This window comes from Neorhizobium sp. LjRoot104 (assembly GCF_964253725.1).
Classification (GTDB): Bacteria; Pseudomonadota; Alphaproteobacteria; order Rhizobiales; family Rhizobiaceae; genus Neorhizobium.
This window is the reverse complement of record NZ_CAXURS020000001.1, coordinates 615,340-627,297: the sequence shown is the minus strand read 5'-3', so window position 1 is coordinate 627,297 and position 11,958 is coordinate 615,340. Positions and strand designations below refer to the sequence as shown.

14 protein-coding genes are annotated in these 11,958 nt (G+C 63.5%); 4 read left to right on the top strand and 10 right to left on the bottom strand.

From position 1 onward, the window contains the following. Nucleotides 1–94: 94 nt before the first annotated feature. Together ACSQ8R_RS03065 and ACSQ8R_RS03060 are read right to left on the bottom strand one after the other, a co-directional pair. Nucleotides 95–484 carry a hypothetical protein gene (locus tag ACSQ8R_RS03065; protein ID WP_436252035.1) on the bottom strand — a complete coding sequence of 130 codons (390 nt, stop codon included), beginning with the start codon at nucleotides 482–484 and terminating at the stop codon, nucleotides 95–97. Nucleotides 485–574: 90 nt separating this feature from the next. After that, entirely contained in the window at nucleotides 575–1,555 is a 981-nt protein-coding gene (locus tag ACSQ8R_RS03060) for a YihY/virulence factor BrkB family protein (protein ID WP_436252034.1), read from the bottom strand. A gap of 118 nt (nucleotides 1,556–1,673) precedes the next feature. On the opposite strand from ACSQ8R_RS03060, the gene ACSQ8R_RS03055 reads away from it, so the two are divergent. After that, a complete protein-coding gene (locus ACSQ8R_RS03055; RefSeq protein WP_436252033.1) occupies nucleotides 1,674–3,245 on the top strand; it encodes a helicase HerA-like C-terminal domain-containing protein in 1,572 nt (523 codons plus the stop codon). A 124-nt stretch (nucleotides 3,246–3,369) separates the two neighbouring features. On the opposite strand, the gene ACSQ8R_RS03050 is transcribed toward ACSQ8R_RS03055, so the two are convergent. Further along, nucleotides 3,370–3,672: an alkylphosphonate utilization protein gene (locus tag ACSQ8R_RS03050; RefSeq protein ID WP_436252032.1), complete on the bottom strand. Its 303-nt coding sequence runs from the start codon at nucleotides 3,670–3,672 to the stop codon at nucleotides 3,370–3,372. A gap of 440 nt (nucleotides 3,673–4,112) precedes the next feature. Here ACSQ8R_RS03050 and ACSQ8R_RS03045 point away from each other — a divergent pair, with 440 nt between their 5' ends. Next, nucleotides 4,113–5,633 carry an ABC-F family ATP-binding cassette domain-containing protein gene (locus tag ACSQ8R_RS03045; RefSeq protein WP_436252031.1) on the top strand — a complete coding sequence of 507 codons (1,521 nt, stop codon included), beginning with the start codon at nucleotides 4,113–4,115 and terminating at the stop codon, nucleotides 5,631–5,633. Between the two features lie 10 nt (nucleotides 5,634–5,643). Here ACSQ8R_RS03045 and ACSQ8R_RS03040 read toward each other — a convergent pair whose 3' ends face one another. The 4 genes from ACSQ8R_RS03040 to ACSQ8R_RS03025 all read right to left on the bottom strand — a co-directional run bounded on the left by ACSQ8R_RS03040 (nucleotide 5,644) and on the right by ACSQ8R_RS03025 (nucleotide 8,579). Then, nucleotides 5,644–6,174: a dihydrofolate reductase family protein gene (locus ACSQ8R_RS03040; RefSeq protein WP_436252030.1), complete on the bottom strand. Its 531-nt coding sequence runs from the start codon at nucleotides 6,172–6,174 to the stop codon at nucleotides 5,644–5,646. Between the two features lie 247 nt (nucleotides 6,175–6,421). Then, nucleotides 6,422–7,234 carry a VOC family protein gene (locus ACSQ8R_RS03035; RefSeq protein ID WP_436252029.1) on the bottom strand — a complete coding sequence of 271 codons (813 nt, stop codon included), beginning with the start codon at nucleotides 7,232–7,234 and terminating at the stop codon, nucleotides 6,422–6,424. A gap of 59 nt (nucleotides 7,235–7,293) precedes the next feature. Next, a complete protein-coding gene (locus ACSQ8R_RS03030; protein ID WP_436255358.1) occupies nucleotides 7,294–7,767 on the bottom strand; it encodes a DUF1579 domain-containing protein in 474 nt (157 codons plus the stop codon). A 47-nt stretch (nucleotides 7,768–7,814) separates the two neighbouring features. Further along, a complete protein-coding gene (locus ACSQ8R_RS03025) occupies nucleotides 7,815–8,579 on the bottom strand; it encodes a DUF899 domain-containing protein (protein WP_436252028.1) in 765 nt (254 codons plus the stop codon). Between the two features lie 54 nt (nucleotides 8,580–8,633). Between ACSQ8R_RS03025 and ACSQ8R_RS03020 the strand changes: the two genes are divergently transcribed. After that, nucleotides 8,634–9,092 carry a MarR family winged helix-turn-helix transcriptional regulator gene (locus tag ACSQ8R_RS03020; protein ID WP_436252027.1) on the top strand — a complete coding sequence of 153 codons (459 nt, stop codon included), beginning with the start codon at nucleotides 8,634–8,636 and terminating at the stop codon, nucleotides 9,090–9,092. Between the two features lie 48 nt (nucleotides 9,093–9,140). Here ACSQ8R_RS03020 and ACSQ8R_RS03015 read toward each other — a convergent pair whose 3' ends face one another. Then, the gene (locus ACSQ8R_RS03015) at nucleotides 9,141–9,563 is read right to left on the bottom strand and encodes an organic hydroperoxide resistance protein (protein WP_436252026.1); all 423 of its coding nucleotides are present in this window, start codon (nucleotides 9,561–9,563) and stop codon (nucleotides 9,141–9,143) included. Nucleotides 9,564–9,726: 163 nt separating this feature from the next. Between ACSQ8R_RS03015 and ACSQ8R_RS03010 the strand changes: the two genes are divergently transcribed. Next, complete coding sequence (locus tag ACSQ8R_RS03010) at nucleotides 9,727–10,188, top strand: MarR family winged helix-turn-helix transcriptional regulator (RefSeq protein ID WP_436252025.1); 462 nt, start codon at nucleotides 9,727–9,729, stop codon at nucleotides 10,186–10,188. 4 nt (nucleotides 10,189–10,192) lie between these two features. On the opposite strand, the gene ACSQ8R_RS03005 is transcribed toward ACSQ8R_RS03010, so the two are convergent. Both ACSQ8R_RS03005 and ACSQ8R_RS03000 read right to left on the bottom strand, forming a co-directional pair. Beyond that, a complete protein-coding gene (locus ACSQ8R_RS03005) occupies nucleotides 10,193–11,086 on the bottom strand; it encodes an aminoglycoside phosphotransferase family protein (RefSeq protein ID WP_436252024.1) in 894 nt (297 codons plus the stop codon). Nucleotides 11,087–11,154: 68 nt separating this feature from the next. Beyond that, nucleotides 11,155–11,856 (bottom strand): L,D-transpeptidase family protein, encoded by a 702-nt coding sequence (locus ACSQ8R_RS03000; RefSeq protein WP_436252023.1) that lies wholly within the window; start codon nucleotides 11,854–11,856, stop codon nucleotides 11,155–11,157. Nucleotides 11,857–11,958: the final 102 nt, after the last annotated feature.

The window sequence follows — 11,958 nt, the reverse complement described above, 5'->3', positions numbered from 1 at the left end:
CGCCGATTGGTGCCTTGCCGGTCTCATTGCCTTGGACTCGACAAAAAGCCGCCGGCCGCGCGGCCGGCGGCTTAGATCTTTCGAAGAGTGCCGATCACACGAACTGCGACAGGCCCGGCACCGAAGCGATGACCGTGTCGACGACCTCATCGCCGGCGTGTTCGCGGGCGACCGCCATGGTTTCCTTGGAAAGGCCGGTGATTTCGCCCATGCCGAGACCCTGGGACATCAGCTGCTGGCCGAGCGCCATGACGCCGCCGCCGAAGCTTGCCATCAGGCCGCCGAGCAGACCGCCGCCGCCGGCACCTTCGCCGTTGAACTTGGCGACCAGTTCGGAAGCCCCCGGGATCGCCTCGATCATCCTGGCAACCGCGCCGTCATCGGCCTCGCGCTGCAGGAAACCGAGCATCATGCCGATCGCCTTTTCGGCGACGTCAGGGGCAATGCCGACATTTTCGGCAACGCGGGAAACCAGTTCGTTCATCAATCTCTCCTGAAGGTTTTGACGTTCACGTCAAGGTAATACACACAGTCTTCGCCGAAGCCAACAGGGAGCGTCATGCATCTCAAGGCTTCATGCTTCGCCGGAACTCTCGCCCACCGTATCGGCCATGTAGGCGCCGCGAGCGCCCAAGGGCACGGGTGCGCCGGTGGTCGAATCGCGAGCCGTCTGGTGCTCGAGTTCCGCGTTGATCTCGGCACCGACGATGACGATGATGACCGATATCCATGTCCAGACCATGAACCCGATCAGTGCGCCGAGCGTGCCGTAGGTGGCGTTGTAATCGGCAATATTCCCCAGATAGAAGGAAACCGCAATCGAGGCGGCGAGCCAGGCGACGGTCGAGAATGCCGCACCCCAGGTGAGCCATCTCAGTTTGGCCGGTTCGCGGCTCGGACCGAAACGATAGAGCATCATGATGCCGCCCGCGACGAACAGCATCATCACCGGCCAGCGCACCAGCCGGATGATGATCTCCGTCCATCGGTCGAGCCAGAGATAACGCAGCACCGCCGGCACGACGCCCATGGCGAACAGGATGACGATCGCCAGAAGCAGCGCACCGAGGGTGAACAGCAGCGAGACGAAGTTGAGGCGGATGATGCTGCGCTTTTCCTCTTCGGCATAGGCGACGTTCATCGCCTCGAACAGCGCCTTCATGCCGTTATTGGCGCTCCACAGCGCCAGCGCCAGGCCGCCGACCAGGGCGATCGACAGCGTCGTATTGCGCTCCGTGGTCAGCGCCCGCAACTGGTCGAGAAAGATGTTCAGCGCATCCGCCGGCATGACCGAGCTCAGGAATGCGATGCGATCGACGATCGCCGCTGGGTCCGAGACGAAGCCGTAGATCGATACCAGCACGCTTGCGGCCGGAAACAGCGCCAGCAGGAGGTAGTAGGTGACGCCTGCGGCGATCAGCGTGATGCGGTCCTGGGTGACGCCTGCATAGACCCGCCAGAAGACGTCCTTCAAGCCGGGGGCCGGGATTTCCTCGGGAGAGCCGGCCTCGCGTCCCCTGTTGCTTTCCGATGCGCGAGCCGTTTCGACGCTCATCTATCCAACCAGCCTTCCCCTAGCGAACGAGCTTCAGGCCGCCTGGTTGCCGTTGCCCGGCGCCTCCGCACATCCTATAAGCAATGGCAGAGAACGCGGTCAGGGAGCGCATAGTTGCATGGACGATACGGGAAAGCTCTTCATCGGCGGCAGCCGCAAGCCGGACGATTCGCTCAACAAGGCTGAATACCTGGAACTGAAGTTCGGCAACCGCCACGGTCTCGTCACCGGCGCCACCGGCACCGGCAAGACGGTGACGCTGCAGGTGCTCGCCGAGGGTTTTTCCAAGGCCGGCGTGCCGGTCTTCGCCGCCGACATCAAGGGGGATCTCTCCGGCATCGCCATGAAGGGAGAGTCAAAGGATTTCCTCCTGAAGCGCGCCGAGCAGATCGGTTTCCAGGATTATGATTTCGAACAGTTCCCGGTGATCTTCTGGGATCTGTTCGGCGAAAAGGGCCACCGGGTGCGCACCACCATCGCCGAGATGGGGCCGCTGCTCTTGTCGCGCCTGATGGATGCGTCGGAGCCGCAGGAAGGCGTCATCAACATCGCCTTCAAGATCGCCGACAAGGCGAACCTGCCGCTGCTCGACCTCAAGGATTTCGCCTCGCTGCTGAACTACATGGCGGAGAATGCCAGCGAGCTTTCCAGCCAGTTCGGGCTGATCTCGAAGGCGTCCGTCGCCTCGATCCAGCGCGGGCTGCTGGTGCTGGAACAGCAGGGAGCCGAGCATTTCTTCGGCGAACCGGCGCTGAAGATCACCGACATCATGCGCACCAACCCCAATAACGGCTACGGGCAGATCTCGGTGCTTGCCGCCGACAAGCTGATGATGAACCCGCGTCTCTACGCCACCTTCCTTCTGTGGCTGCTCTCGGAACTGTTCGAGGAACTGCCGGAAGTGGGCGATCCGGCCCAGCCGAAACTGGTGTTCTTCTTCGACGAGGCGCATCTCTTGTTCAACGACGCGCCGAAAGTGCTGACCGAGCGCGTCGAACAGGTGGTGCGGCTGATCCGCTCCAAGGGCGTCGGCGTCTATTTCGTCACCCAGAACCCGCTCGACGTGCCGGAAACCGTGCTCGCCCAGCTCGGCAACCGGGTGCAGCATGCGCTGCGCGCCTATACGCCGCGCGAGCAGAAAGCGGTGAAGACCGCCGCCGACACGTTCCGCCCCAATCCGGATTTCGACTGCGCCACGGCGATCACCAATCTCGGCACCGGTGAGGCGCTGGTCTCGACGCTTGAGGGCAAGGGCGCGCCTTCCATCGTGGAACGCACGCTGGTGCGCCCGCCGTCCGGCCGCATCGGCCCGCTCAACGACCAGGAACGCCAGACGATCATGGACCGCAGCCCGGTGCTCGGCCTCTATGACGACGACCTCGACCGCGAATCCGCCTTCGAAATCCTCGCCGCCCGCGCCAGGCAGGCCGCAGATGCAGCCGCTGCGAAGAAGGCGCAGGACGAATTGCAGGCCGCCCCGCCGGCCGGCTCCGGCGAGACCAGCGGCTGGACCCTGCCGGGTTTCGGCGGCAAGGACGACGACGACGATCGCAGCCGCCCCCAGCCGCGCCGCTCCGGCTACCAGCGCGAGACGATCATCGAAGCGGCGATGAAGAGCGTGACGCGGACGGTTGCGACCCAGGTTGGCCGGGCGATCGTGCGGGGGATATTGGGGAGTTTGAAGCGGTAGGGTTTGGGGACTGGATTGTAGGGCGGCGGGATTTTTTGAGGTGTTGTGCCCCGTGCTACCCCCTCTGCCCGGAAGGGCAGAGGGGGTGCTGCGGCAACCACCGAGCGCCCTCAAATCAAACCCATCACCTTTTCCGCACAAACTCCGTCCTGAGCACCAGGCCCTTGATGGCCTCATGCCGGCAGTCGATTTCTTCCGGGTTATCGGTCAGTCTGATCGACTTGATGACCGTGCCCTGCTTCAGCGTCTGCCCTGCGCCCTTGACCTTGAGGTCCTTGATGAGGGTGACGGAATCGCCGTCCTTCAGGACGTTGCCGGATGCATCGAGCACCTCGACGGCACCCGCAGTGGCGGCGGCCATTTCCGAGGCCGGGCGCCATTCGCCCGTCACTTCGTCATAAACGTATTCATCGTCATCGCCTGCCATCGGCGTCTCTCCTGAAATCAACAATCGCCGGTCCGGCGGTTGCCGCTTATAACAGCCGGACCGCCCCGAGCAAGCATGCGGCACCATGGCGGAGCAGGCATCGTCCGGTTGCATTCGCCTGGACGCGGTGGTATCTCGCTCATGTGCTTTTCAAGAGAAAGGAGGGTCACGTGCACAATTTCTATTTCCGGTATTACCGGACACGTGGTCCCGTCGACGCCCTGCAAATACGTTTGCAGGGCTGACCAGAGGCCTTTCTCTCAAAGCATCCCCTTCCTGGTCTGCCCTTCGTGGCCCGCAGCGCCGAGTTTTCACTCGTGCCTGCTCGCGATTTTCACATGCTGCAAGCCGCTACGCATCGGCAAAGCCGAGCGATACATCGATCATGGCCCGAGCGCCATCGATGCCCTGCGCCTGCGAGCCAAGACCAGAGAACGACAATGAGCCTCATCAGCCTGCGCAATCTTGGAATTATCCTCTCCAGCCCGCTGTTTTCCGGGCTTAGCCTCACCGTCAATGCCGGCGACCGGATCGGCATCGTCGCCGCCAACGGACGCGGCAAATCCACGCTGCTGAAATGCATCACCGGCACCCTCGATGCCTCGGAGGGCGAGATCACCAGAAGCCGCGGGCTGACGGTCGGCACGGTGGAGCAGAACGTGCCCCCTGCCCTGATGCAGGCAACCTTCCGCGACGCCGTGCTGCAGGCACTGCCGGCGGACCAAATCGAGAGCGAAAGCTGGCGCGCCGACGTGGCGCTCGAAGGCATGGACGTGCCGGAGGAGCTGCGCGAACGGCCGCTTGTTGCTCTCAGCGGCGGCTGGCAGAGACTGGCGCTGATCGCGCGGGCCTCTGTGACGGAACCCGACGTGCTCCTGCTCGACGAGCCGACCAACCATCTCGATCTTGCCAAGATCGCGCTTCTGGAAGACTGGCTGAACGCCCTGCCCCGCGACATGCCGGTGATCCTGTCGAGCCACGACCGCGCCTTTCTCGACGCCGTCACCAATCGCACGCTTTTCCTGCGGCCGGAGAATTCCCAAACCTTCGCGCTCCCCTACAGCAGGGCGCGGATGGCGCTCGACGAGGCGGATGCGGCGGATGCGAAGCGTTACGAGCGGGATATGAAGACGGCCGACCAGTTGCGCCGACAGGCTGCCAGGCTCAAGAATATCGGCATCAATTCCGGCAGCGACCTGCTGGTGGTCAAGACGAAGCAGCTGAAGGAGCGGGCAGAAAAGCTGGAGGACGCGGCGAAGCCCGCGCATCTGGAGCGCTCGGCCGGCGCGATCCGGCTCGCCAGTCGCGGCACGCATGCCAAGGTTCTGGTGACGCTGGAGGATGCGGCGGTGACGACGCCGGATGGCACGCTTCTGTTCAGGACCGGCAGGCAGTTCATCTGCCAGGGCGACCGGATCGTGCTGCTCGGCCGCAACGGCACCGGCAAGACAAGGCTGGTGGCGATGCTGCGCCAGGCGATTTCCGATCCTTCCGCAACGGTCGCCGGCATCAGGGCGACGCCGACGCTGATCCTCGGCTACGGCGACCAGTCGCTCGCCGATCTCGACGACCGGCAGACGCCGCACGGCACGATCATCCACCGCTTCGACATCGGCGACCAGAAGGCCCGCTCGCTGCTCGCCGGCATCGGCATCACGGTGGAAATGCAGGCAAGGCCGGTCGGAGAACTTTCGGGCGGGCAGAAGGCGCGGCTCGGCCTGCTGGTGCTGCGGCTGCGGGAGCCGAATTTCTACCTGCTCGATGAGCCGACCAACCATCTCGACATCGACGGGCAGGAAGCGCTCGAGAGCGAGTTGATGGCGCATCAGGCAAGCTGCCTTCTCACCTCCCACGACCGCAGCTTCGTGCGGGCCGTCGGCACCCGCTTCTGGTTGGTCGAGAGAAAGAAGCTCATCGAAGTGGATGGCCCGGAGGAGTTTTTCGCGGCAAGCCGTAGCTGACGCGAAGCGATCAGGCGGGGACGTAGGTCAACCTGATGACGTCCTCGCCGACACGATCGGTGGAAACCAGCCGGAGCGGCGGCCGCGGGCCGGCGAAGAATGGTCTGCCGCGACCAAGCACGACGGGGTGGAAGTAGAGCCGATACTCATCGATGAGACCAAGGCCGGTCAGGCTTTGGGCCAAGTCCGGCCCGGACACTGAGATTTCCCCGGCAAGCCGAGCCTTCAGGTCACGGACCACCGCCCCGACGTCATCCCCGACAAGGGTGGCATTGGGGCCGGCCGACTTCAACGAGCGTGACACGACCCATTTCGGTTGACGCCGCCATGCAGCCGCGAACTCGCGGTGTTCGGCGCTCCATTCGGGATGGTCTTCGTCCCAATAGCGCATGATCTCGTACATGCGGCGACCGTAGACGCTGCCCGTCAGATCGCGCACATGCTCTATCCAGTGACGGAAGAGCGCCGGACCCGGCGCAAATTCCTGGTGGTCGACGTAGCCGTCGAGGGACTGGTTCATTCCAAAGATGAGCTTCGCCATGTTTGCAAAATCTCCGTCGCAGGTATTCGCAACAGATTGAGGCGGCCGTGACCGGACGCAGGTTCCGCGCGGGTGCCAAAGCGCCAGGCTCTATCCATTCGCGTTGAGGACGCGGTCGCGGGTGACGTCGGTTTTGGCGGCCGTGCAAGCAGGAAGGCCCTCACCCCTGGTGGCGTACCTTGCGTTTTTTCAACGCCTCGCATGCACTTCGGGATGAGGGCTCATGCCCGCCAGACAGACCGCGCCGCTACTTCTTTGCGGAGGTCAGGGCGAAGAAGGCTCCTTGCGGGTCCATGCCCTGAACGATCCAGCTGCCCCCGGGGACTTCCATCGGCCCCATCAGGATCTGGCCGCCGCCGGCCTTGACGCGCTCGACTGCGCCGTCGATGGCATCGACGATGAAATAGTAGCACCAGCAGGGCATCGGCACCTGTTCCGGTCTGGTCATCATGCCGCCGATCTGGCGACCGTTATGGGAGAAGATGTGGTAAGTGCCCATCGGCCCCATGTCGAAATCGTGGTCGAGCTTCCAGCCGAACATCTTGCCGTAGAAGTCCATGGCTTCCCGGCCGTTGCCGGCGTAAAGCTCGCGCCAGCCGACATTGCCGACCGCATCCGGGGCGAGTTCCGGCGGCGCATTCTCCATCGGCAGGGGCGTCATGATGCAGATGACGGCGCCGTGCGGATCGGCGACGACGGCAAACCGGCCGATGCCGGGAATATCCTCCGGCTCGCGCTGGACGCGGCCGCCATTGGCGACATAGTCCCTGGCCATCTGATCGACGTCATCGACCGAGACATAACCCGTCCAGTTCGGCGGGATCTTGCCTTCGAGTTCCGGCGGGAAATTCATCATGCCGCCGATGCCGGGGCAATTATCGCCCTCGCCCATCTCGAACAGGAAATAGGGCGGCATGTCGGGCATGCTCATTTCCTTGACCTTCCAGCCGACCACCGACGAATAGAATTTTCCGCCGGCATCGGTATCGGGCGTCATCAGCTCGACCCAGATAAATTTGCCATGGGTCGCCGATCTGGCCCCGGTAGCGGTCTGCAACATGGTCGTCTCCTCTCCGGATTACTGCGTCGACCGACGCATTGATTGAGGGCCCGCAGCGCTCAGCGCTTGCGGGCGTAATGCGCTTCCATGAACTGCTGCCAGCTGCCGTCCGGCTGCCTGGCGCTGGAATTGAAGGTGCGGTGATCGTCATCCGTGAAGATGATCTGCTCGCGGTAGTCGCCGGTCTTGCCGGGATTGGCGAAATCCGGGCCGCTCGTGTAGAGATTGAGCGTCGACCCGTCGTCCGACACCTCACCCTCGTAGACCCAGAGATGGTTCATCATCGTGCCGAGCCAGGTGCCGACATATTTGCCCCTGGCCGGATCGTAGCCGAGCGTGAGGATGGTGGTTGCGGGCCCGCCGCCCCCCGGCATGTCGCCGCTGCCTTCGGCAACGAACCAGATGCCGTTCAGCGAACGGCAGACCTCAACCCATTTTTCGTCGTGGCCCATGCTGGTGGACGTCACCTCCCAGAGGCCGACCATTCGTTCCAGAAAGCCATGTTCGGCCTGGGGCCTGGGCATTTCCATCATGCTCATCTTTTCCTCCTCCTCTTTTCGAAGCTCCAGAATGAGCCCGTTCAATGGCAGCAGGATGAACCCGTCTCTTGCGGTTTCTGTTCGTATTCGTCGTGGCGCTTGACGAAGTTCATCGTCGAATCCTCGTTGCGACCAAGCGGTGCCCGATCAAGGATCATCAGCGTGCCGATCAGCTCTTCGCCGCCTCGGGCGTAGCTGGAGTAGGTATGAAAGACCTCGCCCGCCTCGTTCCTGTAGAAGGCGGAAAGACCCGGCAGTTCGTCATGCGCCTCGGATGGCGGCACTTCGCGGAAGTTATAATACACCGTCTCCCCGGCAAGGTCTTCCTTGGAAAAGGAAACGTGATAGTCGAAGTTGAAATCGCTGCCGAAGGACGAGACCCAGGGGAATTTCCAGCCCATGCGCTTCCTGTAGGCCTCGATCTTGTCGAGCGGCGCGCGGGCGACGGCGATGAAGGTGACGTCGTGGTGGTTGAGATGCGGCAGCGCACCGTCGATATGGTCCGACAGGAACGAACAGCCGGGGCAGCCGGCATCCCAATCCGGACCGAGCATGAAGTGGTAGACGATCAACTGGCTGCGGCCATCGAAAAGGTCGGCGAGCGACTTTCTGCCCTTCGGAGTGTCGAACGCATAGTCCTTGTCGACCTTGACCCAGGGCATGGCCAGGCGCTCGGCGCGCACCTTGTCGCGCAGACGGGTTTCCTCCTTTTCCAGAGCCAGCAGCCTGCGCCGGGCTTCCAGCCACTCCTCGCGGGATACGACAGGGTTCCGGGACGGTTTTCCGGGGGACAGGGTGACATCCATGGCAGGCCTCCTCACATGCTTGACAGAATAGCTTGATATCAACATAATATTTCCATGCTGTCAAACACCCCGACTGTCGATGTGATTCCCTTCTCGACCACGCTGCTCGTGCGCGACACGTGCCTGTGCCTGCATGTGCAGCGGGCGGCGCGGGCGCTGGCCCGACGTTTCGACAATGCGATGAAGCCGATCGGGCTCACCAACGGGCAGTTCTCGCTGATGATGTCGCTGAACCGGCCGCAGCCGGCGCCGATGGGCCAGGTCGCCAGCCTGCTCGCGATGGACCGCACGACCCTGACGGCGGCGCTCAAAGTGCTCGAACGGCGCGGCCTGGTCGAAACCAGCACCGACCCGAAGGATCGGCGCGGCCGGCTGCTGCGGCTGACGAACGACGGCATGGCCATGCTGTCGGCCGCACTGCCGATCTGGACACGAGTGCATGCGGAGATCGACGCGGAGCTTGGCGAAGGCGAACCGGGCCGCCTGCGGGCAACGTTGGCCCGGATCAAATAAGAAAAGCCGGCGCAAAGGCCGGCCTTCCGTCTCGAAGTTTCGGAACGATCAGGCGACCTTGACCGGCACTTCGGTCGAGGTGCGCATCGCATGGCTATAGGGGCAGACGATGTGGGCCTTGGCGGCAAGGTCTTCCGCGACCGACTTTTCGAGACCCGGGATATCGACCAGAAGCGAGACCTCGATGCCGAAGCCACCGCCGTCTTCGCGCGGACCGATGCCGACAGTCGCCGTCACCTTGGCGTCGTCCGGGATCTTGACCTTCTCCTTGCCGGCGACGAATTTCAGCGCGCCGAGGAAGCACGCGGAATAACCGGTGGCGAAAAGCTGTTCCGGGTTGGTGCCGGTGGCGCCGTCGCCGCCGAGTTCCTTCGGAACGGTCAGCGTGACGTCGAGAACGCCGTCTTCTGAGGCGCCATGGCCGGCGCGGCCGCCGGTGGCGGAAGCCTTGGTGGTGTAGAGAATGGGCATGGGTCTAACTCCCTTGGTCTTTGATGATGGTCCTGGGTTAAAAATCTTGTCCGCAATTCAATTGCGCACAATCTAATTACGCGCATTGCATTTTCTCGTCAAGCCTGCGAAAATGCGCTCGCCGAAAAAGATAGAGCACAAGCACGTGAAAACAGGACCGGCCATGCAGAAAAAACCGCGCGACCCGGACAATTTCGAGATCGAACTCGATGCGCAGCTGTGCTTTGCGATCTATGGCGCGGCGCATGCCTTCACGCGCACCTATAAGCCGTTGCTCGAACCTCTCGGCCTCACCTACCCGCAATATCTCGTGATGATCGCGCTGTGGGAGGAGGACGACCAGCCGGTGAAGGGGATCGGCGATCGGCTGGGCCTCGATTCCGGCACGCTCTCCCCGCTCCTCAAGCGGCTGGAACAATCCGGCCTGGTTGCCCGCAAGCGCGACCGCGACGACGAGCGGCAGGTGAGAATTTCGCTGACGGCAAAAGGCGACGACCTTCGGCACCAGGCAGCCAACGTCGCCCAGGCGATCGGCAAGGCCGTCGGCTGCAGTTTCGAGGAGGCCGTGGCGCTGCGCGACGAACTGATCGCGCTGAAGCAGAGACTGATGAAGGCGGGAGAGTGAGGGACTAGGGGACGCCGGCAATCGGCAAGTGGTCCGCGACGATCCGGTCAAGCCAGCCCCGATGCTGTTCCTTGACGAGCGGATTGGTGCCGGGCGCGCCGGCAACCGTGATCAGCGCCTTCCACAGGCCCCAGCCGCGCGCCCTTTCCCAGGTTTGCGGATCGAGCCCGACCCGATCGCGGAAAGCGCGGGCCGCCGGTTCGTCGAACAGGGTCCAGGCGATGACCAGGTCGCAGGCCGGATCACCGGTGGCAGAACTGCCGAAATCGATCACCGCGGCAAGCCGTCCGTTGCGAACGAGCAGATTGCCCTCGGCAACATCGCCATGCACCCAAACGGGCCTGTTCTTCCAGGTCGAGGCGAGCGCCCGTTCCCAGATTTCGGTGATCAGCGGCACGTCGATTTCGCCTGAAAGGGCTGTGATGGAGCGGCGGGTTTCGGCGTCATACACGGCCAGCGAACCGCCACGGTGGAAACTGTGCTGGCCTGCCGGCGGGCCGTCGGAGGCGTCGATCGCCCAGAGCGCCAGGAGGAAGTCCGCGAGGTCCTCTGCAAAGACGGTCAGGTCGGTGATTGTCCGGAGGCTGGATCGCTCGCCTTCGATCCAGGCATAGACAGACCACGGCCAAGGATAACCTTGGCCCGGCTTTCCGAGCCCGAGGGGGACAGGAATGGGAAGCGGCAACCCGAGACCAAGCTCCGGCAGGAAACGATGTTCCTTCTCGACCTGCGCGACATAACGTTCGGCGCTCGGCAGGCGGACCGACATGGTGTCGCCGAGATGGAAGGTGCGGTTGCACCAGCCGCTGGTCGCGACCGGCCGCACCGGGAGAGTCGCCCAATCGGGAAACTGGGCGGCGATCAGGTTTTTCACGAGAGCGGTGTCGATCTCGACCATGCGTCAATCCCTTTCGGCGCGACAACTAGGTTGCGCCGGGGATCACTAGCAAGGGTCCGTGACAGAAACTACTGCCACACCACGATGCGCGCCTTTTCCGGCACGCGGTCGTAGAGGTCAATGATATCCTGGTTCATCAGGCGCACGCAGCCCGACGATACGGCCTTGCCGATCGAATTCCATTCCGGCGATCCGTGCAGGCGGTAGAGGGTATCCTTGCCGTTCTGGAAGATGTAGAGCGCGCGGGCGCCGAGGGGGTTGAGAAGACCGGGCGGCATGCCGCCATTCTTGGCCGAATATTTGGTGAGTTCCGGCTGGCGGGCGACCATCTCGTCCGGGGGCGTCCATTTCGGCCATCTCTGCCGCCACTGGATGACGCCCTCGCCCTGCCAGGCAAAACCCTCGCGGCCGATGCCGACGCCGTAGCGCATGGCGGTGCCGCCCGGCTCGACGAGGTAGAGGAAGCGCGAGGCCGTGTCGACCACCACCGTGCCGGGGCGTTCACCGGTCGGATCGACGACCTGCTGGCGATAATAGCGCGGGTTGATCTGGCGGTAGGGGATCGCCGGAATGACGAAGCCGCCGTCGACCATGGAGCCGTACATGAGATCCAGTTCCGACGACGGGCCTTCGACAGGCTCCGGGCGGAACGCAACCGTCGTCGCCAGCGGGCGCGGCACGGACGAGGCGCAGCCTGCAAGCGTGGAGGCGGCACCCGCGCCGAGGAGAGACAGAAAACTCCGGCGGGAAAAGGAAGGGGTCAGGATCATCTGAGGCAGGACCGCTCAATAGAAACGCAAGGGAACAGCAAAATCGATCTTTAACGGCAGGGCGGTCGAAAGGTTCCGACTCGCTCCTTCGACTGGAAGATA